This is a genomic window from Alkalihalobacillus sp. MEB130 (assembly GCF_032335535.1).
GTDB lineage: Bacteria > Bacillota > Bacilli > Bacillales > Bacillaceae_D > Halalkalibacter.
Genome location: NZ_JAOANA010000004.1, coordinates 30856 through 57079, shown reverse-complemented (window position 1 = coordinate 57079; position 26224 = coordinate 30856). Strand labels below are relative to the sequence as shown.

At 37.9% G+C, this 26224-nt stretch carries 24 protein-coding genes and 1 other annotated feature; of the genes, 16 read left to right on the top strand and 8 right to left on the bottom strand.

Annotated elements, in window-relative coordinates:
* Positions 1–5: 5 nt before the first annotated feature.
* Complete coding sequence (locus N0O92_RS05595) at positions 6–767, bottom strand: IclR family transcriptional regulator (RefSeq protein WP_315613675.1); 762 nt, start codon at positions 765–767, stop codon at positions 6–8.
* Positions 768–906: 139 nt separating this feature from the next.
* Between N0O92_RS05595 and N0O92_RS05590 the strand changes: the two genes are divergently transcribed.
* Positions 907–2100, top strand: coding sequence for a 4-hydroxybenzoate 3-monooxygenase (locus N0O92_RS05590; RefSeq protein WP_315613674.1), 1194 nt, complete (start codon positions 907–909; stop codon positions 2098–2100).
* Between the two features lie 42 nt (positions 2101–2142).
* Here N0O92_RS05590 and N0O92_RS05585 read toward each other — a convergent pair whose 3' ends face one another.
* Together N0O92_RS05585 and N0O92_RS05580 are read right to left on the bottom strand one after the other, a co-directional pair.
* Positions 2143–3084, bottom strand: a complete 942-nt coding sequence (locus N0O92_RS05585) for an amidohydrolase family protein (protein ID WP_315613673.1) — start codon at positions 3082–3084, stop codon at positions 2143–2145.
* A 92-nt stretch (positions 3085–3176) separates the two neighbouring features.
* Entirely contained in the window at positions 3177–3953 is a 777-nt protein-coding gene (locus N0O92_RS05580) for an IclR family transcriptional regulator (RefSeq protein ID WP_315613672.1), read from the bottom strand.
* A 227-nt stretch (positions 3954–4180) separates the two neighbouring features.
* Here N0O92_RS05580 and N0O92_RS05575 point away from each other — a divergent pair, with 227 nt between their 5' ends.
* From N0O92_RS05575 to pyc, 8 genes are all read left to right on the top strand, one after another.
* Positions 4181–5641, top strand: a complete 1461-nt coding sequence (locus tag N0O92_RS05575) for an aldehyde dehydrogenase (RefSeq protein WP_315613671.1) — start codon at positions 4181–4183, stop codon at positions 5639–5641.
* Between the two features lie 80 nt (positions 5642–5721).
* Entirely contained in the window at positions 5722–6504 is a 783-nt protein-coding gene (locus tag N0O92_RS05570) for a 2-keto-4-pentenoate hydratase (protein ID WP_315613670.1), read from the top strand.
* A gap of 19 nt (positions 6505–6523) precedes the next feature.
* Positions 6524–7411, top strand: a complete 888-nt coding sequence (locus N0O92_RS05565; protein WP_315613669.1) for an acetaldehyde dehydrogenase (acetylating) — start codon at positions 6524–6526, stop codon at positions 7409–7411.
* A 35-nt stretch (positions 7412–7446) separates the two neighbouring features.
* The gene (dmpG, locus tag N0O92_RS05560) at positions 7447–8472 is read left to right on the top strand and encodes a 4-hydroxy-2-oxovalerate aldolase (RefSeq protein WP_315613668.1); all 1026 of its coding nucleotides are present in this window, start codon (positions 7447–7449) and stop codon (positions 8470–8472) included.
* A 12-nt stretch (positions 8473–8484) separates the two neighbouring features.
* On the top strand, positions 8485–9273 hold the full coding sequence (locus N0O92_RS05555) for a 2-keto-4-pentenoate hydratase (RefSeq protein WP_315613667.1): 789 nt from the start codon (positions 8485–8487) through the stop codon (positions 9271–9273).
* A gap of 398 nt (positions 9274–9671) precedes the next feature.
* On the top strand, positions 9672–9869 hold the full coding sequence (locus N0O92_RS05550; protein ID WP_315613666.1) for a 4-oxalocrotonate tautomerase: 198 nt from the start codon (positions 9672–9674) through the stop codon (positions 9867–9869).
* A 100-nt stretch (positions 9870–9969) separates the two neighbouring features.
* Positions 9970–10794: a DODA-type extradiol aromatic ring-opening family dioxygenase gene (locus tag N0O92_RS05545; protein WP_315613665.1), complete on the top strand. Its 825-nt coding sequence runs from the start codon at positions 9970–9972 to the stop codon at positions 10792–10794.
* Positions 10795–11020: 226 nt separating this feature from the next.
* The gene (gene pyc / locus N0O92_RS05540; protein WP_315613664.1) at positions 11021–14461 is read left to right on the top strand and encodes a pyruvate carboxylase; all 3441 of its coding nucleotides are present in this window, start codon (positions 11021–11023) and stop codon (positions 14459–14461) included.
* Between the two features lie 68 nt (positions 14462–14529).
* Here the strand turns inward: pyc and N0O92_RS05535 are convergent, their stop codons facing one another.
* Complete coding sequence (locus N0O92_RS05535) at positions 14530–14736, bottom strand: heavy-metal-associated domain-containing protein (protein WP_315613663.1); 207 nt, start codon at positions 14734–14736, stop codon at positions 14530–14532.
* 183 nt (positions 14737–14919) lie between these two features.
* Between N0O92_RS05535 and N0O92_RS05530 the strand changes: the two genes are divergently transcribed.
* From N0O92_RS05530 to N0O92_RS05520, 3 genes are all read left to right on the top strand, one after another.
* Positions 14920–15450: a LysM peptidoglycan-binding domain-containing protein gene (locus N0O92_RS05530; protein ID WP_315613662.1), complete on the top strand. Its 531-nt coding sequence runs from the start codon at positions 14920–14922 to the stop codon at positions 15448–15450.
* 118 nt (positions 15451–15568) lie between these two features.
* Positions 15569–15816: a binding site (T-box leader), on the top strand.
* A gap of 47 nt (positions 15817–15863) precedes the next feature.
* Positions 15864–16862, top strand: coding sequence for a tryptophan--tRNA ligase (locus tag N0O92_RS05525; RefSeq protein ID WP_315613661.1), 999 nt, complete (start codon positions 15864–15866; stop codon positions 16860–16862).
* 65 nt (positions 16863–16927) lie between these two features.
* Positions 16928–18529 (top strand): N-acyl-D-amino-acid deacylase family protein, encoded by a 1602-nt coding sequence (locus N0O92_RS05520; RefSeq protein ID WP_315613660.1) that lies wholly within the window; start codon positions 16928–16930, stop codon positions 18527–18529.
* A 7-nt stretch (positions 18530–18536) separates the two neighbouring features.
* Here N0O92_RS05520 and yyaC read toward each other — a convergent pair whose 3' ends face one another.
* The 3 genes from yyaC to N0O92_RS05505 all read right to left on the bottom strand — a co-directional run bounded on the left by yyaC (position 18537) and on the right by N0O92_RS05505 (position 20614).
* Entirely contained in the window at positions 18537–19139 is a 603-nt protein-coding gene (gene yyaC, locus N0O92_RS05515) for a spore protease YyaC (RefSeq protein ID WP_315613659.1), read from the bottom strand.
* A 187-nt stretch (positions 19140–19326) separates the two neighbouring features.
* Positions 19327–19755, bottom strand: a complete 429-nt coding sequence (locus tag N0O92_RS05510) for a hypothetical protein (RefSeq protein WP_315613658.1) — start codon at positions 19753–19755, stop codon at positions 19327–19329.
* Positions 19756–19936: 181 nt separating this feature from the next.
* Positions 19937–20614: an NAD(P)H-dependent oxidoreductase gene (locus tag N0O92_RS05505; RefSeq protein WP_315613657.1), complete on the bottom strand. Its 678-nt coding sequence runs from the start codon at positions 20612–20614 to the stop codon at positions 19937–19939.
* A 266-nt stretch (positions 20615–20880) separates the two neighbouring features.
* On the opposite strand from N0O92_RS05505, the gene N0O92_RS05500 reads away from it, so the two are divergent.
* Positions 20881–21858 (top strand): ring-cleaving dioxygenase, encoded by a 978-nt coding sequence (locus tag N0O92_RS05500; RefSeq protein WP_315613656.1) that lies wholly within the window; start codon positions 20881–20883, stop codon positions 21856–21858.
* 54 nt (positions 21859–21912) lie between these two features.
* On the opposite strand, the gene N0O92_RS05495 is transcribed toward N0O92_RS05500, so the two are convergent.
* Entirely contained in the window at positions 21913–23376 is a 1464-nt protein-coding gene (locus N0O92_RS05495) for an NADP-dependent isocitrate dehydrogenase (RefSeq protein WP_315613655.1), read from the bottom strand.
* Positions 23377–23487: 111 nt separating this feature from the next.
* Between N0O92_RS05495 and N0O92_RS05490 the strand changes: the two genes are divergently transcribed.
* From N0O92_RS05490 to N0O92_RS05480, 3 genes are all read left to right on the top strand, one after another.
* A complete protein-coding gene (locus N0O92_RS05490; protein ID WP_315613654.1) occupies positions 23488–23781 on the top strand; it encodes a DUF6407 family protein in 294 nt (97 codons plus the stop codon).
* 186 nt (positions 23782–23967) lie between these two features.
* The gene (locus tag N0O92_RS05485) at positions 23968–24891 is read left to right on the top strand and encodes a LysM peptidoglycan-binding domain-containing protein (RefSeq protein ID WP_315613653.1); all 924 of its coding nucleotides are present in this window, start codon (positions 23968–23970) and stop codon (positions 24889–24891) included.
* Between the two features lie 111 nt (positions 24892–25002).
* A complete protein-coding gene (locus N0O92_RS05480; protein WP_315613652.1) occupies positions 25003–26076 on the top strand; it encodes a DNA alkylation repair protein in 1074 nt (357 codons plus the stop codon).
* The last annotated feature ends 148 nt before the right edge of the window (positions 26077–26224 follow it).

The window sequence follows — 26224 nt, the reverse complement described above, 5'->3', positions numbered from 1 at the left end:
AAAAATTATAGATCAATATATCCAAGCTTTTCCGAGATGTCTTTTCCTGCTTTCACAACTTCCTTTACATAGTAAGGAAAAAGAGGTTCATTCATTCTGTGACTCGGTCCTACAATACTTACAGCTGCTATAACGTCCCCAGAATAGTCCCTTACAGGTGCAGCTATGCTGACAACCTCATCATGAAGTTCATTAATACAAATTGAATAGCCATTTTGACGAATGATTTCTAAATCTTTCATTAATTGATTTTGATCCGTAATACTATTAGGGCCACACTTTGGAAGTCCATTTTTAACCACGCTTGTAACAACCCAATCAGGTTGATAAGCAAGTAGTACCTTACCAGAGCTCGTGCAAGTGGCTGGATTATTTTTCCCAATGTAGGATAATAACTGTACAGGCTGGTTGCATTCTACTTTGTGTAGATAGGTAATACTTGCATCTTCAAGCACGGCGATATGTGCTGTTTCTTCAACTTTGTTGACTAAAGAATGTAAAGTTAATTTGGCTTCTCGGTAAATTTCTAAGTGAGATGTAACAACACCACTTAGGCAAAGGACCGAAATACCAAGTTGATATTTTGATCCATTTTTCTCCAAGAAACCTTCAAGAACAAGTTCCTTTACTAATCGACTTACTGTACTTTTGTTTAATGATAGAGCATTGGCCATTTCTGTTACGCCCCAAGTAGGTTTTTCATTGGTGAATAAATGTAGGATGTTAAGGCCGTTTGAAACTGATTTTAGGATACTTTGAAACTCCATACAGAAAAACCTCCACCAAAAAAGTTAAATGTTTCATATAAAAGAAATGCAATCTTTTATTCTGAACATTCTCATATTACCATTTTAATTGAGAGTGGTAAGCGTTTACAATATAAATATTTAAAGGAGCGCAAATAAAATGAAAACACAAGTTGGAATTATTGGTGCAGGTCCTGCTGGTTTAATGCTTTCTCATCTGTTGCATCTTGAAGGAATTGAATCTGTTATTCTTGAAAACCGTTCTAGAGAAGAAATAGAAGGAACGATTCGTGCTGGAGTACTTGAGCAAGGAACGGTAGATCTTTTAAATGCAACAGGTGTTGGTGAACGAATGATGCGAGAAGGTCATGCTCATCATGGGATTGAACTTCAATATAATGGTACGAGACACCGTGTAAATATGCATGAGTTAACAGAAGGTAAAAGTGTCATGGTATACCCGCAACATGAGGTCATTAAAGACTTAGTAGCAGAACGTCTATCATCAGGAGGTAAAATTTATTTTAGCGTTAGTGATGTAACGTTACATGATATTGAAACCGATTCACCGAAAATTCGTTTTAAGCATGATGGTGGGGAGGAAGAATTAATCTGCGACTTCATAGGTGGATGTGATGGCTTCCATGGTCCAAGTCGTAAAATGATTCCTAACCGTACAGAAAATCAAAAGATTTATCCATTTGGTTGGCTTGGAATATTAGCTAAAACACCTATTGCGAACCCTGAGTTAATTTATGCAAACCATGAAAGAGGATTTGCCTTAATTAGTCAGCGTACTCCTGAAATACAACGTCACTATATTCAAGTTGATCCAAGTGATGATATCGCAAATTGGTCTGATGACCGTATTTGGACGGAATTAAAAGCAAGAGTAGAAACAGATGGTTGGACTTTACCAGACGGTCCAATTATCCAAAAGAATATTGTTTCTATGAGAAGCTTTGTTTGTGAGCCAATGCAGCATGGTCGATTATTTATTGCAGGTGATGCAGCGCATATCGTTCCTCCAACGGGAGCAAAAGGGTTAAATTTAGCTATGTCTGATGTTCAAGTACTGAGTCGCGGCATTCAAACATTCTATAAAACTGGTAGCCAAGATTTATTATGCAGTTATTCAGAAATCTCTCTTCGGCGCATTTGGAAAGCTCAACGTTTCTCTTGGTGGATGACTACGATGCTACATCGCGACTTCAGCCACAGTTCTTTTGAAAGAGGAATCCAAATTAGTGAGTTAGACTATGTAACATCTTCTCGTGCTGCATTAACAAGTTTATCTGAAAATTATGTCGGCCTTCCTTTGGAATGGGAAAGCGTGAAGACATTACAGGTATAAGTATGTAAAGGCTACCATTTTGCTAAATGGTAGCCTACTGAATTATTTAATACCTAAAAGTGAGTTAGCACCTTTGGCAAAATTGCTAGCTGGTGGCCAAGCGCAAAGGTCGAACGGGAAGTCCGAACCTGGAACAATCCGTTCTTCTCCAACAGATTTAGCTAAATATTCTAATGTATTAGGATTCCATAAAACCGTATCATACCAGAAATCTTTTAAGTATTCTGTTGGTTCTTTTTGTAGTGCATTTGAAACAAGAGGCCACATTTCATAGCCTTTGTTCATACGGCCAATTTGATAAGGAAGAAATCCGCCGCCGTGTGCTAAAAGAATACGAACATCGCTATATGTATCTAGCATACCACTTAATAGAAGATCTGTAGCTGAGATAGTCGTTTCCCAAGGTACACCAATCAAGTTTGGCATCATTCTTTGATTTAATCGTGGATCTTCACATAATAATGGGTGAATAAAGATAATTGCTTTTTGAGTATTTGCTTCTTCCCAGAACGGAGTGAAAGAAGGATCAGAAAGTAATTTGCCATTAAGTCCTGGTCCAATAATAGCTCCGCGTAAACCAGCATCCATTGCATCTCTTAAGTCACGAGCTGCAAGATCTGGATTATTAAGTGAAACAGTGGCTAATCCTGATAGCTGTTTGCTGTTGGACTGACACCATTTGGCAAGTGATTGATTGTAAACAGTTGCTAATTCACTCGTAATCTCTGAAGGGAAATCATATAAAAATAGTTGAGGAATTGGGGAAACGATCGCATGTGTCACACCAACTCTTTCCTTATCGGCTAAATAAAGTTCAGCATCAATAAATTCTTCTTTTAGTTCAAACGCCCACTTATCATTAATAGAAAGAAACTCTTCTTTATTAGGATTTTTCTTAATCCAACTAGCGTTTACTTTCTCTTTGTTGTCTTTAATCCAGTCCATTACTTCGTTAGGAATAAAATGAGTGTGAAAATCATGCATGAATGTCAGCTCCTTCATAATTTAATCGTAAATTGGATCGAAATTTCGACTTAGATAATGCTCAAAGTAAGACAAGCCTTTTTGAGCACTATCTAAAATGATCGATATCCTAATCTTTCAGATATCTGTTTTCCTGCTTCGACTACTTTTTTTGTATGAACCGGAATGGTACGTTCGTTTAGCCTTTGCATCGGGCCGACAATATTCACTGAAGCAATGACTTGGCCTGTATAGTCTCTCACTGGGGCTGCTATTGAAACAACACCTTCAAAGATTTCTTCGATACTAAGGGCATAGCCTTTCGTACGAACTTCTTTAAGCGCTTTCAATAATTGGGATCGATTAGTGATTGTATTGTTAGTGAATTGTTCAAACCCTCTCTCGACTGTTCGATCAACAAATTGCTCTTCGTTATATGCAAGCATAATCTTACCAGAGCTAGTTGCATAGGCTGGGTTTCGTTTTCCAATGTGTGTGAAGGCACGAACGTGATGTTTGCTTTCTACCTTGTGGAGATAAATAACATCTAATCCATCTAAGATCGCTAAATGTGATGTTTCACCGGTTTTCTCTACTAGCGAGTGTAATACAGGCATTGCTTCCTTATGAATTTCAAAGTTTGATGTACAAACACTTGCTAGAGAGAGAATGGATAGTCCTAGGCGATAGCGTTGATTATCTGGATTTTTTTCAACAAATCCTTCGCTTGCTAAGGTGGACATTAATCGACTTACGGTACTTTTTCCTAAATCTAAGTCTTTTGCTAGATCAGTAATTTTTAACTCAGATTCTTCCATAGAAAACCTTCGCAAAATTCGCAAGGCATTTTTTACGGAAGAAAGTGTATAGTCTTTCTTTTCAGTTGTCACATAAAAACCTCCTAACTTGTTGTTTATAGAGGAACACAGTTCTTTTATGGGAGTTCAACTTACTATATCATATTAAATGAGAAAAATGAATAATCAAAAAATTTTTTAAAAAAGTTTTTATTTGTTGCTCATAAAAGAACATCGGTCTTTTATAAGGTACAAATATTCATTATTCTATATACAAGAACAACATATAAACTTCAAATTATATACTGGAGGAATGAGATATGAGAACGGTTACTGCGACAGGAATTGATTGTAGGCATTTTATTAATGGACAATATAGGGATTCAGAAAACAATAAAACATTTATTAACACAAATCCGGCTAATGAAGAAGTGTTAGGTTCTGTTGCTGAAGGTGGAAAAGAAGAAATTAATTTAGCGGTAGCGGCAGCAAAGAGAGCACTTAACGGACGTTGGAAAACGATGCCTTTAACAGAGCGCTCAAAAATTTTGCGCAAAATTGGTGACTTAATTTTAGAAAGAAAAGATGAGCTTGCTCGTTTAGAATCTTTAGATACAGGAAAGCCAATCTGGTTATCAAGTACGATTGATATCCCGCGTGCAGCATATAACTTCCATTTCTTCGCGGATTATATGACGACAATGGGTACAGAAGCGTACCAGCATGATGATGTTGCTATTAACTATGCAGTTCGTAAACCAGTAGGGGTTGTTGGGTTAATCAATCCTTGGAATTTACCAATGCTTCTCTTAACTTGGAAGTTAGCTCCTTGTTTGGCTGCTGGAAATACAGCGGTTTTGAAACCAGCTGAGTGGACACCAATGACTGCAACCGTTCTAGCGGAGATTTGTAAAGAAGCCGGTGTTCCTGATGGTGTAGTAAATGTTGTTCACGGATTCGGTCCTGACTCAGCAGGTGCTGCATTAACAGAACACCCAGATGTAGATGCCATAACATTTACTGGGGAAACATCAACAGGTACGGCAATTATGAAAGCAGCAGCGAATTCGCTAAAAAAACTTTCTTATGAATTAGGTGGAAAGAACCCGAACATTATCTTTGCCGATTCAGATCTTGATGAAGTGCTAGAAACAACAATTAAATCAAGCTTCATTAATCAAGGGGAAGTTTGCTTATGTGGATCTAGAATTTATGTTGAGCGTGCTGCTTACGATGAATTCGTGGAGAAGTTTGTTGCGAAAACGAAAGAGCTTGTTGTTGGAGATCCATTTGATGAAAAAACAAAAATTGGGGCTATGATTGGCAAAGAGCACTATGAGCGTGTTCTTGGCTATCTGGAATTAGCTCGTGAAGAAGGCGGAACGATCCGCACGGGTGGTGGGCGTCCAGAAGGCTTTGAAAAAGGATACTACATTGAGCCAACGATCATTACGGATCTTGATCGCAACGCACGTTGTGTTCGTGAAGAGATCTTTGGACCAGTTGTAACGGTTATTCCATTTGATCTTGAAGATGAAGTCATTGCGCAAGTAAATGACTCTCACTACGGATTAAGTGCATCGATTTGGACGAACGACCTTCGTCGTGCACATCGTGTTGCAAACGAAGTAGAAGCTGGCATCATCTGGGTGAACACATGGTTCTTACGTGACTTACGTACACCGTTCGGCGGAATGAAGCAAAGTGGTATCGGTCGCGAAGGTGGTATGCACAGCTTCGAGTTTTATAGTGAATTGAAAAATATTTGTATTAAGCTTTAATTTTTATAAGGCGGTGGAGCTAGTAACACTAGATAGTTTCGTAGCTCCGTCCCCTTTCGTCTATATAAGGAGGGAAAACGATGAGTACAACAGAATCGTTTGCAAATCAACTTTTACAAGCAGAAAAGGACCGAGTGGGCACGGTTGCTTTAACAGACCAAGATACTTCATTTACAGTTCAAGATGCTTATGCAGTTCAATTAGAAATTATTAAACAAAAACTTGAACAAGGACAGACGATTGTAGGAAAGAAAATTGGCCTTACATCTGTGGCTATGCAAAAACTATTAGGTGTAGATGAGCCTGATTACGGTCATCTTTTAGACGGAATGGTTGTAGAAAATGGAACAGAGCTTGCTTTTGATAGAGTGATGCAACCAAAAGTAGAAGGGGAAGTTGCTTTTGTTCTGAAGAAAGACTTAAAAGGACCTAATGTGACAGCCCAAGATGTTATGCAAGCAACGGATTATCTTTTGCCATCTCTAGAAATTGTCGATAGTCGTGTAAAGGATTGGAAAATCAAGCTACCAGACACAATTGCTGATAATGCTTCTAGTAGCCACTATGTATTAGGCGGGAAGCCAGTAAGTGTAGATAAAGTAGATCTAGCGCAAATGGGAATGGTTTTGCTTAAAAATGGTGAGGTCGTTAACACGGGTGTAGGTGCTGCCGTCATGGGCCATCCAGCTAATTGTGTTGCGTGGCTAGCGAATAAGCTAAGTGAGTTTGATATTACATTAAAAGCAGGCGAAGTTATTTTATCAGGTGCTTTATCCGCTGCTGTAGATGCACAGCCAGGCGATTTATTTACAGCAAAAATTGCACATTTAGGTGAGGTTTCGGTTCGCTTTTCTTCAAAATAACGTTCGGAAGGAGATTCACATGGATAAAATTAAAGTAGCGATTATAGGGACAGGAAATATCGGTACAGATTTAATGTTGAAAATAGAGAGATCTAACACTCTTGAGCTGACGTCGCTTATCGGAATCGACCCACATTCTGATGGGGTAAAGCGTGCAAAAGAAAGAGGATATCAAACATTTACGAATGGCCTTCAAGAGTTCTTGGAAACTAATAGTGATTTAGCAGATATTTTCTTTGATGCGACCTCAGCAAAAGCTCATGTCCGTCATGCTAAGTTACTAGAAGAAGCAGGGAAACAAGTTCTCGATTTAACACCTGCTGCAAGAGGACCATTTGTCGTTCCACCAGTCAATTTAGGTACAAAATTAGATGTGCCGAATATTAACTTAATTACGTGTGGAGGCCAAGCAACAATTCCGATGGTGCATGCGGTTAACCGAGTGGCGCCAGTTGAATATGCTGAAATCGTTGCAACGATTTCAAGTGAAAGTGCAGGTCCTGGTACAAGAGCAAATATTGATGAATTTACTCAAACAACAAAGCGTGGAATTGAAGAGGTAGGAGGAGCGAAAAGAGGAAAAGCGATTATTATCTTAAACCCTGCAGAGCCTCCAATTCTAATGAGAGATACAGTTTACGCTGTTGTAGAACCTGGGAAGATGGATGAAGCTGCTATTACAAAATCAATCCAAGAAATGGCAGATAGTGTTCAATCATATGTACCAGGATATCGTTTAAGAACAGAGCCAATCTTTGATGGCAACCGTGTCACGATTTTCTTAGAAGTAGAGGGCGCGGGAGATTACCTACCTTCTTATTCTGGTAATTTAGATATTATGACTGCTACTGCAGTGAAGGTAGCAGAAGAACTTGCTAAAAACAAGCTGAATTCTGCAATCATCTAAAAAAGACGAACTTCTTATAGAAAGGGATGGATAGAATGAGCGAGAATAGAGATATCATACTTACTGAAGTGGCCTTGCGTGATGGAAGTCATGCAATTGGCCATCAATATACAGTAGAACAAGTAACAGAAGTGGCCCGTGCCTTAAATGATGCAGGTGTCCCGTACATTGAAGTAGCTCATGGAGACGGCTTAGCTGGATCTTCCGAACAGTATGGTCGTTCGTTAACGGATGAAATGAAATTAATAGAGGCAGCAGTATCGGTTTGTGACCAAACAAAGGTAGCGGTACTCCTCATTCCTGGAATCGGTACAATGAATGAGTTGAAGCAAGCTGCTTCACTTGGTGCGAAAATGGCTCGTGTTGCTACACATGTCACGGAAGCTGATGTTGCGCCACAACATATTAATCTAGCAAAAGAGCTAGGAATGGAAACAGTTGGGTTCCTTATGATGTCCCACATGGCTCCAGTGAATAAGCTTGTGGAACAAGCGAAGTTAATGGAAAGTTACGGAGCAGATACGGTTTACGTTGTAGATTCAGCTGGTGCACTACTTCCAAATGAAGTACGTGAACGGATTAGAGCGCTTCGTCAAAGTTTAACCATTAATATTGGATTCCACGGACATAACAACCTATCTCTTGCGATGGCTAATTCACTTGCTGCGATTGAAGAAGGCGCAACTAGAATTGATGGAAGTATTCGTTGCTTAGGTGCGGGTGCTGGGAATACTCAAACGGAAGTGCTCGTTGCCGTATTAGAGAGAATGGGACTTAAAAGTGGAGTAGATTTATATAAAATGATGGACTTGGCAGAAAATGTGGTTGCGCCAATTCTTCCTCAACCACAGGAGATTACGAGAGATAGTCTTGTTATGGGTTATGCGGGAGTGTACTCAAGCTTCTTACTTCACTCTCAAAGAGCAGCCAAACAATTCAATGTAGATTCTCGTGATATTTTAATTGAGCTAGGGAAGAGAAAAGTAGTTGGTGGTCAGGAAGATATGATTATTGACGTTGCAGCAGAAATTGCAAATAAGAAAAATAGTCTGAAAGTGTAGTGGGGGGATATTATGAGTAACATGTCGAATAAAGAGATAGCTAAATTCTTATTAGATGCTGAATTACAAAGAAAAGAAGTGACTAAAATTACTTTGGAGAAAGCTCCTAACTTAACAGTAGAAGATGCATATACTATTCAAGAAGAGTTAGTGAAACTAAAGCTTGAACAAGGTCATTCTATTGTTGGGCCTAAAATGGGTTTAACGAGCAGAGCGAAAATGAAGCAAATGAATGTGGAAGAGCCTATTTACGGATATGTTTTTGATAACATGATTGTTCAAGATGGCGGACAAATCTCTTTATCTGATTTCATTCATCCGAGAGTAGAAGCAGAGGTAGCGTTTATCCTTGGAAAAGATATTGAAGGTCCCGGCGTCTCAGGTGCTCAAGTTCTAGCTGCAACAGAGTATGTTTGTTCAGCACTTGAAATCATTGATAGTCGCTATGAAAACTTTAACTTTACCCTTCCAGATGTAGTTGCAGACAATGCATCAACTTCTCAAGTTGTATTCGGAAACAAAGTACGTAAGCCAGAAGAGTTAGATTTAGAGCTAATTGGAACGGTCTTATCTATTAATGGTGAAATTAAAGATCTTGGTGCTGGAGCAGCTGTATTGGGTCATCCAGCAAACTCCGTAGCCATGCTAGCAAACATGCTTCATCGTAAAGGTGAAAAACTAAAAGCCGGTCAAATCATTCTAACAGGCGGAATCACCGGAGCCCATCATTTATCATTCGGTGACCACGTAACAGGAAAACTAGACGGTCTAGGCGAAGTAAGCTTCACGGTAGGAGAGTAAAAGAAAAAGGGCGAACTTCCCTTTTTCTTTTACTCGACGCGATGAGCGGAGCCGCCGTAAAGGTTTAAAGCTTTTTGAGTGAACTTCTCAAAAAGCGCACGGCGAGTGAAGCCATCGCAAGCATGTTCGCACAAATAGGAAAAAGGGCGAACTTCCCTTTTTCTTTTACTCGACGCGATGAGCGGAGCCGCCGTAAGGTTTTAAGGTTTTTGAGTGATCTTCTCAAAAAGCGCACGGCGAGTGGAGCCATCGCAGTATGTTTACACTTAAATAAAGAAAAAGGGCGAACTTCCCTTTTCTTTTACTCGATTACTCGTAGCTAGAAAAATAGAATGTAAGGATAGGATAGAGGTGTATCATAATGATGCATTTTCTATGTTAATAAAGGAGGGAATAAAATGCCGATTGTAAACGTTAACATGATGGAAGGCAGACCTAAAGAGAAAATTGAGAAAGTAATTGCAGAAATCACTGAAACCATTACTTCTACGCTTGAGGTGCCGAAAGAAAGTGTTAGGGTTATTGTTACTGAAATTCCAAAATCTCACTGGGGAATTGCTGGAGAATCAGTTGAGAAGCGAAATGCTTCCAAATAACAAAGTAACTGCAATTAACACTCTTTCGTCTTTATTGAAGAATAAAAGCTTATAGTTAGAACTCTTAGGGGAGAATATTTACTATTTAGGGGGAATGAAAATGACGATTGAATTAGGTATTTTAGCGGCTCATGTTCCTAGTATTTGTCATCGTGAAAATGTTCCTGACTTTCAAAAAGATATCGTTGCAAAAATGGATGAGATCTCAAAACAAATTGAAGAGATTAAGCCTGATGCTGTTATCCTTATTTCTTGTCACTGGCAATCTACGTTTCATCATTATGTAGATGTGTCACCACAACATAAAGGAATTTTAACAGCATTTGAATGTCCTGATATTATCTCAGATGTTGCATATGACTATCCTGGTGATCAAGAACTTGGAGAAAAGCTGGTTCTAGCTGGAAAACACGCGCGTCTACCTGTTATTGCGGTAAATGATCCAACGTACGTTTGGGATTATGGAACAGTGGTTCCTTTACGATATTTAGTTCCAAATGCAGATATACCTGTAGTGAACCTGTCGATAACGATGGCTGCTGGATTGGATGAAACATATAAGTGGGGCCAAGCGATTGGAGATGTGTTACACAATAGCGATAAGAAATATGTGTTTGTGTACAGTGGAGCTTTGGCTCATAATTTAGTTCGTGGTCGCCACCATATGCCAACTGTTTCAGAGCAAGCGTTAGATAAACAGTTTATTGATTATATTCTAGATCGTAATTGGGATTTAGCTAAAGAAATGCTTCCACAATATGCAAACGTGGCTGGAGTTGAAGGGGGAGGGCGCCATATAGCGATGTTATTAGGCACGTTAGAAAACAAATATAAACCATCCTTCCTTGCTTACGCCCAATCATCAGGAAGTGGAAATGCGATTATGACATTTGAGCCTGAAAAATCATTACAAGGCAGTAAATAATAGAGCCTATTCTAATAAGGAAGAAAGTCTGTGGGAAGGCATTCTATGTGTAGAATGTCTTTTCCTGTTTTTTAAAGAATGCTATATAAAACAAACTGGTTAGTCTGATCCTATATCAGGAAAAATGATGGCTGATACAGACTATTTAGTTGCTTTTTGACAGAAAGTAGAGGTTTTTTTTTATACGTAAGATAGAAAGCAACTAAAAGAAGAGAAGAGGGCATTTATGAATATTAACAAGGTATTAGTAGCAAATCGTGGGGAAATCGCAATTCGGATTTTTAGAGCGTGTACAGAATTAAACATTAGGACTGTTGCAATTTATTCCAAAGAAGATTCCGGGGCATTTCATCGCTATAAAGCGGATGAGGCTTACTTAGTGGGTGAAGGGAAAAAACCAATTGAAGCCTACTTAGATATCGAAGGGATTATTGAAATTGCTAAGCGAAATGAAGTAGATGCCATTCATCCTGGATATGGGTTCCTATCTGAAAACATCGATTTTGCTAGAAGGTGTTCGGAAGAAGGAATTATTTTCATTGGACCAGAGCTTGAACATTTAGATATGTTCGGGGATAAAGTTCAGGCAAGGGAACAAGCATTGAAAGCAGGATTGCCTGTTATTCCAGGAAGTGATGGTCCTGTTGAAAGTGTAGATGAAGTACAAACATTTGCGGAAAAGCATGGGTTTCCTTTTATTATTAAAGCTTCACTCGGTGGTGGTGGTCGAGGGATGCGAATCGTTCGGTCTGCTGAGGAATTACGTGAATCTTATGATCGTGCTAAGTCTGAGGCTAAATCTGCATTCGGTAATGATGAAGTGTATGTTGAAAAATTCATTGAGAATCCAAAACATATTGAAGTGCAAATATTAGCTGATAAACATGACAATATTGTCCATTTATATGAACGAGATTGTTCGGTTCAACGACGTCATCAAAAGGTTGTAGAGATAGCTCCGAGTGTTTCGTTAAGTGAAGAAGTTCGTGATCAAATTTGTGATGCCGCGGTACAATTAGCAAAAAACATTAAATATGTAAATGCAGGAACAGTGGAGTTTTTAGCGACAGATGACGGTAAGTTTTACTTTATTGAAGTGAATCCACGTGTTCAAGTAGAGCATACAATTACTGAAATGGTGACAGGAATTGATATTGTTCAATCGCAAATTATGATTGCCGATGGAGAACCATTACATGGACCTAAATTAGGTATTCCAAGACAAGAAAATATAGCTTGCAGTGGCTTCGCGATTCAATCGCGTGTTACAACAGAAGACCCTAGTAATGGATTCTTGCCAGATACAGGACGAATTAATGCGTACCGCTCTGGTGGCGGGTTTGGTGTTCGGCTAGATGCAGGAAATGGATTCCAAGGTTCTGTTATTACTCCTTTTTATGATTCATTACTCGTAAAAGTATCAACGTGGGCATTAACATTTGATGGTGCTGCATCAAAAATGTTAAGAAATTTACGTGAGTTTCGAATTCGTGGAATTAAAACGAACATTGCTTTTTTAGAAAATGTTGTTCAGCACCCCAAGTTCTTATCGGGTGAATACAACACTTCTTTTATCGATCAATCACCTGAATTATTTGTTTTCCCTAAACGAAAAGACCGTGGAACAAAAATGCTTTCGTTTATTGGAGAAACGATTGTTAATGGGTATCCTGGTTTGGAGCAAGCTAAGAAACCGATCTTTGAAAAACCACCTGTTCCAAAAGTGAAGTATACAGATCCTATCCCGGAAGGTACAAAGCAAATATTAGATCAGTTCGGACCCGAGGGGTTAGCGAAATGGGTGAAAGACCAGAATGAGGTTTTATTAACGGATACGACGTTCCGTGATGCGCATCAATCCTTGCTAGCTACAAGAATACGTACACATGATTTAAAGAAAATTGCCGAGCCGACAGCAAGACTTCTTCCTAACCTCTTCTCTTTAGAGATGTGGGGTGGAGCAACATATGATGTTACGATGCGTTTTCTGCATGAGGATCCGTGGGAGCGTCTATTAACATTACGTAAACAGTCACCGAATGTGCTGTTTCAAATGCTTCTTCGTGCATCCAATGCCGTTGGGTATACGAACTATCCAGATAACGTAATTGAACAATTCGTTAAGAAATCGTCTGAAGCCGGGATCGATGTGTTTAGAATTTTTGATAGCTTAAACTGGGTTGAGGGAATGCGCCTTGCTATTGACTCAGTTCGTACGAATGGAAAAGTGGCTGAAGCATCAATGTGCTATACAGGAGATATTTTAGATTCAAGCCGATCGAAATATGATTTGCAATACTATAAATCTTTAGCAAAAGAACTAGAAGAAGCAGGAGCTCATATTCTAGGAATTAAGGATATGGCTGGACTATTAAAACCAGAAGCGGCGTATCAATTAATTACAGAGTTAAAGGACAGCATTTCGATTCCAATCCATTTGCATACACATGATACGAGTGGAAATGGATTATTCACGTATGCTAGAGCCATTGAAGCAGGAGTTGATATCGTTGATGTAGCTGTTAGTTCTATGGCAGGTCTTACATCCCAACCAAGTGCCAATAGCTTGTATTATGCACTAAGCGGTTCTAATCGTCAGCCGAAAGTCGACATTCGAGCCTTTGAGCAACTAGCCGATTTCTGGGATGGAACTCGTAAATATTACGCTGGTTTTGAAAGTGGCATGAATGCGCCGCATACAGAAGTGTATGAACATGAAATGCCTGGTGGACAGTATAGCAATCTTCAACAACAGGCAAAAGCAGTTGGTTTAAAAGACCGCTGGAATGATGTTAAGAAGATGTATCGGACAGTAAACGATATGTTCGGCGATGTGGTAAAAGTAACCCCATCTTCTAAAGTAGTAGGAGACATGGCTCTATACATGGTACAAAATGATCTTTCTGAACAAGACATATTTAAACGTGGACAACAACTTGACTTTCCTGATTCTGTAGTGGAGTTTTTTCAAGGGCAACTTGGAAAGCCGTATCAAGGTTTCCCAAAAGAACTACAAAGTATCATATTAAAAGGGAAGCAACCGCTTATAGGTCGTCCTGGAGAAACTATGGATCCTGTTGATTTCCAAGCTATGAAAGAAGAACTATTTCATAAATTAGGTCGACAAGTCACAAGTCACGATATGCTTTCTTATGCACTGTATCCGAAAGTCTTTACAGAGTTTGAACAATTTCGTAACCAGTTTGGAGATGTCTCAGTATTAGACACACCAACGTTCTTTTACGGACTTCGTTTAGGAGAAGAAATTGAAGTTGAAATTGAAAAAGGGAAAACACTAATCGTGAAACTTGTCTCGATCTCTAATCCTCAAAGTGATGGAAATCGCATCGTTTATTTTGAATTAAATGGACAACCGCGTGAAGTGGTCATCAAAGATCAAAATGTTAAGTCGGTTGTGACAACAAAAGTGAAAGCTGATAAAACCAATCCAAGCCATATTGCTGCATCCATGCCGGGAACGGTTTTAAAAGCTCTTGTCGTGAAAGGGGATCAAGTGAAAAAAGGTGATCACCTTATGATTACAGAAGCAATGAAAATGGAAACGACGGTTCAGGCCCCGTTTGATGGGGTAGTCAAAGACGTTCATGTGAGTAATGGAGAAGGAATTCAGACAGGGGATTTGTTGTTAGAGTTGGAAAACAAATAATTATTTAAAGCCCTACCTGACGAGAAAGCCCTCCCTTAATTTGGGAAGGGCTTTCTATTAACCAAATATTAAATAATAATATACCCTACCTCTTCTACAGCCTCAACTAAATGATTGACGTCCGTTTTCGTTTCGTCAAACTGTACACTAACTGTTTTGTCTTTAAGTGACGCATTTGCTTCATTAACTCCAGTAACATTCTTCAACGCCGTTTCTACTGTAGAAAGACAATTACCACAACTCATTTTTTCAATTTGAAGTGTAATATTTTGCATGGCCCTCACCTTACTTGTTTTTCCATATTCTTAGATTTAATGGAGATAAATATTCATAAAAAAGAATTGTTGAAAAACTCACAACCATATAGGCAAATGAATAAAATATAACAATTGATTAAGAGGGAGGGGATTTTTATTTATTACTATAACAACTTTAACTGGACTGATGTTAGGCGCCCAATGAGCTGTTCATACGATCAACAATATTTTGTTCAACCTGGCGATACTTTGTATTTGTTGGCTCAGAGATATAATATATCTGTAATTGGAATTGAGCAAGCTAACCCGGACATCGACTCAACTAACTTACTAGTCGGGCAACGGATTTGCCTACCGTTGCCCCCGTGTGAAAATGGTCTTCAATATATTGTGAAACCAAATGATACATTGTATCACATTGCCCAGATGTACAATGTTAGTCCGGAAACTATCTTAAATAAAAATCCCGCTGTCAATTTATATCAACTACAAATAGGGCAAGCAATTTGCATCCCTCCTAGTATTGATGTCGAATGTCCGATGGATCGATTTCATATCGTGAGGCCAGGAGAGACGTTAGGTGAACTTGCCATCCGGTTTAATATTCCACTAGAGTCGTTACTTGCTGTAAATCATCATATTGATAATCCAAATCAAATGATAGTTGGAACCAAATTGTGTGTACCTAGTCCAATGGTTACTCCACCTGTTGTGGATTTTTATTATGATTAAGGTAAAGAGAAAGTACTTATTATCTCGTTTTTAGTTTTGACTTGTCCTAGTGTGTATTTTTAAAATTCTCTTGCATTTCTATTTTCCATATTTTACAATAGAAAGTAATTTAATGGATGGAAATGCGATGATGAAGAAGAGTAGGCATTTAAAACGCTTCAGAGAGCTGATGGTTGGTGAAAATCAGTGCAGGATAAATGTTGAATGGGCTTCTGAGCTTCTAAACTGAAATTAAAGTAGGTTTAGCGGGATGTCTTGCCGTTAAAATAGACAAAGTATCGAAGCAGTTAGCATGTTTCTGTACGGATTAAGTGCGTTCACTTAGTGAGCGAATGAAGGTGGCACCACGGGTTACTCGTCCTTTTTATAGGATGGGTAACCTTTTTTGCGTTGTTATAAAAGGAGGGTATCTTGTGAAGAAAACAATTTTAACAGGAATCAAACCAACTGGGCAAATTCATTTAGGGAACTATATAGGAGCAATAAGACCGGCTTTGGATCTAGCGCAAGAACCTAGTTATGTACCAGCATATTTTGTTGCTGATTATCATGGTTTAACAAAAATTCACGATCCAAATGAGTTCAGAGGTTTATCATATGGCATTGCTGCTACATGGCTAGCACTTGGTCTAGATCCCGATCGTACGATTTTCTATAGACAATCAGATGTTCCGGAAGTGTTTGAGTTGAACTGGATTTTAGCCTGCTTTACTTCAAAGGGATTAATGAACCGAGCTCATGCATATAAATCGATGGTTGATAGCAATGAGCAGATGAACCGTGAATCTAACTTTGGTGTCAATATGGGACTCTTTACGTATCCCATTTTAATGGCTGCAGATATTCTTATGTTAAAAACAGAAGTGGTCCCAGTAGGAAAAGATCAAATTCAGCATGTGGAAATTGCAAGAGATATTGCTGAGAGCTTTAACCATGTATATGGAGATACATTTTCATTGCCAGATTATAAAATTCAGGAAGGAGGTTCTGTACTACCTGGACTTGATGGAAGAAAAATGAGTAAAAGCTATCACAATACGATTCCGTTATTTGAAGAGCCGAAGAAGCTTCAGAAGCTGATTAACAAAATCAAGACGGATTCTCTTCCTCCAGAGGCGCCGAAAGATCCTGATTCCTCTATTATTTTCACTTTATATGAAGCTTTTGCACAGCCAATTGAAGGAACACAAATGAGAGAGCAATTTTTGCAAGGGATTAGTTGGGGAGAGGCAAAAACGGAATTATTTAATGTGATGAATCGATTCTTAGAAGAACCACGGGAGAAGTATAACGAATTAATGGAGAAACCTATGATATTAGATGAGATATTAAAAGAAGGGGCCGAAAAGGCAAGCGGAATTAGTGCTCCATTTTTAAAAGAAATTAAAGGAAAAATGGGGTTTAGAGTGTAATGCCAAAGTAAGAGTGGAAAAAAATTTAAAAAGAAACAGAAAGAAAAAACATAAGGAGTGAAGAAATGAATGTTGATACTTTAATAAAAAATGGATTGGTCATCGATGGTACAGGGCAAAAAGGAAAGCATCAATTAGTAGCAATAAAAGAAAATAAAATTATATTACCTCAGACTGAATCTCACGTTATTGCAAAAGAGGTCATCGATGCAGATGGACTGGTTGTTGCACCAGGGTTTATTGACATTCATACTCATTCTGATATTACACTATTAGTCGACTCAAGGGGAGCAAGTAAAGTGTCTCAAGGAATAACGACTGAGATCATTGGAAACTGTGGAATGGGAGCAGCGCCTTGTCCTTCTGAGAGAAAAAGTCAAATAAAGGAAACAGGTTCGGTCATTTATGCAGAAGAAATAGAGTGGTCTTGGAATGAATACAAAGAGTATTTGAAACAGTTTCAAATAAAAGGGGTCTCCATGAATGTAGGATTTTTACTTGGTCATGGGGCCATACGTGCTGCAGTTATGGGCTTTGAGGATCGAACACCGACAAAGGCAGAAATGAATGAGATGAAGGAGTATATTCGAGAAGGGCTGAAGCTTGGCGCTGTCGGAATGTCATCTGGATTAGAATATCCTCCAGGTATGTTTGCTGATGTGGAGGAGTTAGCTGAACTTTGTAAGGTTGTAGTCGAGTATGGTGGTATTTATTCTACCCACATGAGGAACGAAGATGAGTATTTGCTAGATTCTATTGAAGAATCAATTGAAGTAGCTAGAAAATCTGGTGTGTCTTTACAAGTTTCACATTTAAAAGCGGTCGGTAAACAAAATTGGGGGAAAGTTGTATTGGCGATAGAACGTTTAGAATCTGCAGAGAAAGAGGGACTAAATGTTCATTATGATTTTTATCCGTATACAGCCAGTTCCACCTCCTTAACCTCTCAACTGCCGAAATGGGCTCAAGCTGGAGGCTGGAGCAAATTAGCGGATAGGCTTTCAGATGTAGAGTTAAGAAAGAAGATTATAGAAGAAGTGAAGCAAAAAATTGAATCGTCAGTTGGATGGGAGAGCATTGTAATTGCCTCCGTTCAAACAAAGGAGAATGCGAAGCTTGAGGGAAGGAATCTTGAGGAAATTGCGAAGGTAAAGAGGCAATCTCCTGTAGAGGCAATGCTTAACCTGATATATGAAGAAACAGGTTCTGTGAAAATGATCAAATTCTCTATGAGTGAAGAAGATGTAAGTACTGTTGCGGCAGGGAAGTTGTCTATGGTTGGATCCGATGGCTATGCATTAGCTAAGGAAGGACCATTAAGTATTGGAAAACCGCATCCGCGTAGTTATGGGTCGTTTCCTCGAGTCTTTGCTGAATACCAACGAAAACAAAACCTTTTTTCATTAGAGCAAGCAATTTATAAGATGACAGGAGCAGTGGCAAAGAAACTTAATTTCATTGACCGTGGAACAATCCATGAAGGTTGTTATGCTGATCTTGTTATTTTTCATCCAGAATTGATTAAAGATGTAGCTACTTACACGAATCCACATCAATACTCAGAAGGAATTCACACTGTTTATGTTAATGGTCATAAAGTATATGAAACTGGCAAATTCTTGGATCCAAAAACTGGTGTGATGATTAAACCGGGTACTAATTTGTAGAGAGCTCCTACAAGTTATGAAGAATTGGATGATCAGAAGGATAATGAAAATATTGACGAGTAGTAAGAGAAATACCTCGTGCAATCGTTGAAGCCATTGTATAGATAAGGTGAAGATTCGTATAAAAAAGAGAAGATTCAAGGGCAGGATTATCCTCTAGGACGACACCCATAATGCTGCAATCTCCAATTGGTGGTAGCACTTGACCAAGCCCTTCTCCAGGGAGTATCGAACCTTCTCGGATGACAATAGAATTGACATTTCTTTTTGGACCTAACACACTGTCAATGGCAATCACAAAACTGTTTTCTGGCACATTTAGTTGTGACAGAACAGGCTCGATCGTCGTTGCATCGAGTGGAGACTGTAGACTTCCTAACACAGTTAAATGTTTGGAATACATGTCGTGAAGCAATGTGCCAACAAATGGTCCTAGGCTGTCACCGTTTATTAAACTTGAACCAATTCCTGCAACATAGATATGTTCTGTTCCTTCAGGTATAAGTGAAAATAGTTTATTACGAATGAAAAGTGGAGCTAATTTATGGTCGTATGGAATGATCATTTTTGAAGGTGTTATTACACGTTGCAAAGCTTGTTGTTGAAACATTCACTTCACCTCATTCGTCTGTTGATTGTAGAATCTAGTATGGTATAATTCTTCATTCGACGAAGATTCCCCTTTAATTTAAAAGAAAAAGGGGACTAGTTGAACACAGTAAAGAGTCATTACACTTGGTAATGACTCTCTATCTATATTTCTTTTTGAACGTGATATCTTATCTTAAAAATAGGTGTTAATTGTCGGTAGTCTGCTTTTGAAGCATTTTTTCTCTTATTAAGATTAATTTTGCTTTTGTTTCTTTTACTTTTACTTTTTCGTTTGCTTGTATGTATTCATACAATTCCATTAAATGATAATCCATTTCTAAATAGAGTGTTTTATAGTTTGTCTTCACTTTGTTACTTAGAGGAACACCTAGGACTTCTTCAAATACGGAGATAACCTTTGGATTTGAAGAATCTAAATGTTGAAAAATAAGGTTGTTACCATTTTTAAAAGTTGCTACACTAATTTGTTTTGTTTCATAATCATATATTGATAAAATGCTTTCTTTATCCTCATGATTCCAACTTAATTTGAACTTTTTTTCAGGCAATGAACGGACCACATACCGAAGTGCTGGCTTACTTACGATTTTATTTACACCAGTTGTCTTTTTCATAATGGTATCACCCCATGTAGTTTTTTATCCCCTTATTTATATTATAAACGTATTTGAAATAAAATTAAAGCGCTTTCATTTTCTAAAATGATGCATAAATCATTTTAATTAGACAAAATACTTAGGAACCATTGAATACAAGACAACGTATGAGACTTAGCCCCATACGTTGATGGTAAAATTATTTAATCCATTGGACAACTTCATCCATTTCTTTTCTTACTTTTGGACGTGGTTCTTTAGCTCTGTATCCAAAAGCAACCATGACAGAGACGGCTAAGTGATCATCCTCAAGTAAATTTTCTTCTTTTAAAATTTTCTGGACGCTATCAAATTGGAAACCTTCAATTGGACAAGAGTCAATGCCAAGAAGAGCAGCGACAGTCATCATATTTGCTAAGGCGATGTATGTTTGTTTTCCTGCCCAATCTAACATCGTTCGATCACTTTCTAGCAAATGAAGGTCGTCCTCTTGGAATGATTTATAACGTGCTTTAATTTTATCAAATAATTCAGGTGGGAAACCTTTCACATCAAGCATTTGATGTTTCACATAATCTGAATCATACTTTGTATCTTTTATCGTTCGAGCTAAAATGACGACAAAATGGCTAGCTGTAGGCAATTGTCCTTGTGCTCCCCAAGACACCTCATGTAGTTTTTCTCTTAGTTCTTTATTTTGCACTACAAGAAATTTCCAAGGCTCATAACCGACGGAACTAGGGGATAGACGTGCAGATTCTAGTATGAGGTGAAAATCTTCATCAGATATTTTTTTCTCAGGGTCGAATTCTTTGGTTGCATGTCTAAAAGCAAATGCATCAAGAATCTCCTGTCTTTGGATGGCTTTGTTTTCCATATGTAAACACTCCTTTTTATTATGTCAGTACCTATTATCCGCTACGACATCTATTATTATAGGTGAGCTATAAAGTGTTTAAAAATAATCTGCTCGTAGAACTTGTTTATTATTGACATGATTTTTTCATCTGTGTTATATTTATCTCGAATTAAAGATATTCTATTCTGAGATAAAAGAGCAGTGTGTAATAAGATGAAGAAAAGTAAAAGATGAGAGCATGTAGTTCGATTAGAAAAATATAAGGTTAGTTGGAGGAAGAAATCATGAATGAATTAAAGGGAATACATCATGTCACGGCTATTACAAGTAGTGCAGAAAAGAACTATGAATTTTTCACGTATGTACTTGGAATGCGTTTAGTAAAAAAAACAGTAAATCAAGATGATATTCAGACATATCATTTATTTTTTGCCGATGATTTGGGAAGTGCAGGAACGGATATGACGTTTTTTGACTTCCCAGGCATTCCAAAAGGTTCTCACGGAACAAATGAGATCTCAAAAACATCATTTCGCGTACCAAGTGATGCGGCTTTAGATTATTGGGTGAAACGCTTTGATCGACTTGATGTGAAACATACAGGAATTAAAGAGCAGTTTGGTAAAAAGACGCTTTCTTTTGTTGATTTTGATGATCAACAATATCAGTTAATTTCAGATGAGTTTAATAAAGGAGTAGAATCAGGAACCCCTTGGCAAAAGGGTCCGATTCCTCTAGAGTATGCTATTACGGGATTAGGACCGATCTTTATTCGAATTGCTCAATTTGACTACTTTAAAGAAATGCTTGAGAAAGTCTTGTTATTTAAAGAAATTGCGAAGGAAGGATCTTTTCACTTGTTTGAAGTAGGGGAAGGTGGTAATGGGGCACAAGTAATTGTTGAGCACAATGTTATGCTTCCTCAAGCACAACAAGGTTTTGGTACGGTTCATCACGTGGCATTTCGTGTCGAAGATCGAGATGTTCTTAATGAATGGATTAAACGTCTTCCAACATTCGGCCTTCAAACATCTGGTTATGTAGACCGTCATTTCTTCGAGTCCCTTTATGCAAGAGTGGCACCACAAATTTTATTTGAATTTGCAACAGATGGCCCTGGGTTCATGGGTGATGAATCATATGAAACATTAGGTGAAAAATTATCATTGCCTCCGTTTTTAGAGTCCAAACGTGAGTCTATTGAAAAAGCGGTTCGCCCAATTGATACAGTAAGAAGTACAAAAGAGTTTGTGAAGGAATAATACGATTTATAAAGGAAGGAACTAGACATTAGCTCAACGTCTAGTTCCTTCCTTTTATTGTCCCTGACCTAACGAGTAACCTCTTTCCCCGTTAAATCGATACAAATTTTCTATCTTAATAAAATCTAATCCCGCTTTTTGAACACGGCCTAGTAAGGAGATGATGTCTTGATTTGTTATCGTTTTTTGAGCTGCATTTATTTGAAAGCGGCAACGCCAATGATCGGTTGTGAACGTTTCTGGAAATCCATTAGGGTATACTTTTACGCCGCGGTTGGTGATAACGGCTAATGAAAATTCAGGTCCAGCTACAGCTTCTAGAGCTTCTCCGATTTCTTCAGACGTTTGCTCATTGTTACATAGAAATATGTCAACCCCATCAAGTTCACGAACAACATCTGGCTTTTCACGGTCTTTGACGGCAGGTGACATGGAAAAAGAAGACTCATCTGATGGCTCTGTAAGCTTATACTCTACTGGAGTTACAGTTGTCGGAAGCTGACCAAGTCTTTCTATAACAGCTTCTGCAAATTCATTTGTTCCAACTGATGATCCACCTTTGGCGATATCTCCGGTGTGAACCCCATCTTCTAACGTTTTAAACCAGGCATTATGAATCTTAGTTGCTACATCTGGCTGTCCAATATGTACCAACATCATAATCGCTCCATGAAGCAAGCCAGATGGGTTTGCAATCCCTTTACCTGCTATATCAGGTGCACTGCCGTGAATAGCTTCAAACAAGGCGAACTGATCTCCAATATTAGCCGAACCAGCAAGACCAACGCTTCCCGTAATTTGAGCAGCAACGTCAGACGCGATATCGCCATACAGGTTTGGCATGACGATTACGTCAAAGTCTTGAGGAGTATCAGCAATTTTTGCCATTCCAATATCGATGATCCAATGTTCAGTTTCAATGTCAGGATATTCCTCGGATATTTCTTTAAATACTTTATGAAATAGTCCATCTGTTAATTTCATAATATTATCTTTTGTAAAACATGTAACTTTTTTACGGTTATTTTTTCTTGCATATTCAAATGCATAACGGACAATTTTTTCAGAGCCTGGACGAGTAATTAATTTTAAACATTGAACCACTTCAGGTGTTTGTTGGTGCTCAATTCCGGCATACAAATCTTCTTCGTTTTCTCGAATAATGACAAGGTCCATATTGGGATGCTTTGTCTTAATGAACTGAGCGTAAGAAATATTCGGTCTTACATTTGCAAATAAACCTAATGTCTTTCGGATTGTTACATTTAAACTTTTGTACCCACCACCTTGAGGTGTGGTGATTGGTCCTTTTAAAAACACTTTATTTCGACGAAGTGAAACCCAAGCCTCATTAGGAATTCCTGATGTATTTCCGTTCAAATAAACTTTTTCACCAATATCAATAAATTCAGGTTCAAATTGAGCACCAGCATGTTCAAGGATTTTTAACGTTGCGTCCATAATTTCAGGACCAATGCCATCTCCTCGTGCAATGGTAATCGTTCGTTTATCAGACATTATGATTCTCTCCCTTCAAATTCTTCCGAGCACTATGTTATAGTTTGAACAAATTGTGTTATTTTATTGCCTTTGAGTGTAAAAAATAGAAGTGATAAAGGAAGTGATAAGATGGGAGCAAGAAAATCATTTGAGGACTTTGTTCAAGACCAAATAAAAAAAATAGAGCAATTCGACTGTAGCAAAAGTGAAATAAAGACAATCATCAAGTCTGCTATTCAATATTACGATTTAAAAAGTGAAGAAATAATAGATGAGACAGAAAGTGGGGCTGCTGGCGTGTTGTATTTGGCGTCAATGGCTGAAGAGAACATACTTACTAAAATCGTATATTTATCTAGCGGGAACAAGACAGGAAACAGTTTAGAGCAAGTTTACAACAGTCGAATAGTTCGGAAACATTAAAAAATGAAAGGGAGTCCAGAAACTGGACTCCCTTTCGATATGATTAGCTAACGTTGGTGAGCTTACATAGCTTGTAGTAAATGAATTCTTCAAAACGGTTTTAGGCTTGTTATATTGTGACTTATTGGAAAATGATATCGTTACATAATCGAATACAACTAAGAATAACAAAAAGAGGTGAATGAAATGGCTAATATAAAACGTTCTCTGAAAATGACTGTAGTAGGCTTGTGTCTCCTATTGGGTTTGGGATTCTCTCAAAATGTAGAAGCAGAAATGTACGAGGTGAAACACGGAGATACTTTATATCGAATTGCTTTAGAAAAGAAGATAACAGTTTCTAAATTAAAAGAGATGAATTCGTTAACAAGCAATTTGATTTATCCTGGTCAAAAACTACTTCTGAATGACGAGGTGCTAGAAGTCCATCAAGTAGTAAGAGGAGATACCCTGTACAGCATTTCAAAAAAATACAACATGACAGTAGATCAATTAAAGAAGGATAATAATTTAACAACCACACTTATTTTTCCTGGTCAAACTCTTAAAGTTCGAGATCGTAATACAATTTACTATGAAGTGAAAAAAGGAGATACGCTGTATAGTATTTCAAAGGTACATCAAATAAAGGTTGATGAACTTAAGCAAAGAAACAAGTTGATTACCAATATTATTTTTCCTGGTCAGTCTCTTGTGATTCCTGTAACCTATACGTCAAATATTCCTACCGTAAATGTCGAGAAGGATTACCAATTTGTTATGGAAGAACCACGAACCTATCAATTATTTTCAAAAAAAGATCCAAGTTTTTTCGTTAGGATGCAGGTATTGGATAGCCCAATAACAATAGCTAAGTTAAAAAGTGATACGAAACAATACCTAGAATCAGTAGGTCCTGTTACTGAAGTTAAACAAGTTCAATCTTTGCATCCTTTCTATAAGAATGCTAATGTTTATATGATTAGTTCCAATTCGGAAGTAAGACACAGTGTTGTAATAAAAGAAATAAACGGTCAAACAGTTAGGTTCTTTCTCCATTTACCTGACAAAGAAGAGGCCGAATATTACACACCACGTTTGTTAGACCAGCTACTGACAATCAAATTTTAAAATACCAGACCGAACCGTACGATGTGCTGGTTCGGTTTTTTTTATCTTCCACAACCATATATTTGCGGAGGTTATTACTTATTAGACGAGACTACGAAAGGAAAACGTAAAATGAAACAATTAAAAGATATTTATAATGAAGTGTTTGTTAGTTCTCTTGGAGAGTCTATCATTAAGCAGTTTCCGCAATTTGAACATGAACAATTAATGCAGCTTACTTTCAAGGAGGATTGGCCTGAACTTGCATTAAAGCAACGAATGCGTCGAATTACAGAAGCGTTATATGAAACGTTACCTAAAGACTACTTAAAAGCACTAGCCATTTTGCATCAAGTCGAGCCAAGTATAAAAGAGGGGCTTAGAGGAATTGTTTTCCCTGATTATGTTAGTAAGTACGGGTTGGCCAATTGGGAATCTTCACTACAAGCTTTAGAAACATTTACTCAGTATTCTACGTCTGAATTTGCGGTGAGGCCATTTTTATTAACTGATCCGGAGAGAATGCTCCAGCAATTCATGAGGTGGTCCCGTCATAATAATGAACATGTAAGAAGACTCGCGAGTGAAGGTGCTAGGCCACGTCTTCCATGGGGGCTGTCAATTCCTTTATTAAAACAAAATCCAAGTCTCGTTTTACCTATATTAGAAAATTTAAAACAAGATGATTCTATATATGTTAGAAAAAGTGTAGCAAATAATCTTAATGATATCTCCAAGACACACCCTGAATTAGTACGAACCATTGCAAAACAATGGTTTGGTAAACATCCATATACAGACTGGATTGTGAAACATGCTTGTCGCACATTATTGAAGCAAGGAGATTCGGATGTACTATCCATTTTCGGGTACGAAGATGCGGAGACAATTCACATAAAAACCCTATCAAGTACAAATGAGGTCTCTATTGGAGAGAGTTTGCCATTTTCCTTTTCGATCCAATCGGAACAAGAGCAGAAAATAAGGATTGAATATGCGATTGATTATGTAAAGGCAAGAGGCAATAGAAATCGGAAAGTGTTTAAGATTTCGGAAACGTCTATTCGAAAAGATGAAATAAAGCATTATACACGAACACATTCGTTTAAAGACTTATCTACGCGGAAGCATTATAAAGGAATTCATTCATTAATGATTCTTATAAATGGGACAGAGAAAGCTTCTTTTTCATTTTCAGTTATGTAACAATGGTTCTCTAATATAGGAACGGCGATATTAAAAAGCCCTACACTCAATAGCAAGGCTGAGTGTAGGAAAGGATTCAAGGCTCATTTTTTTGATCAATCGAAATGGCAACACATAGTTGTTCAAGAAAAGGATAAAAAATCATCCT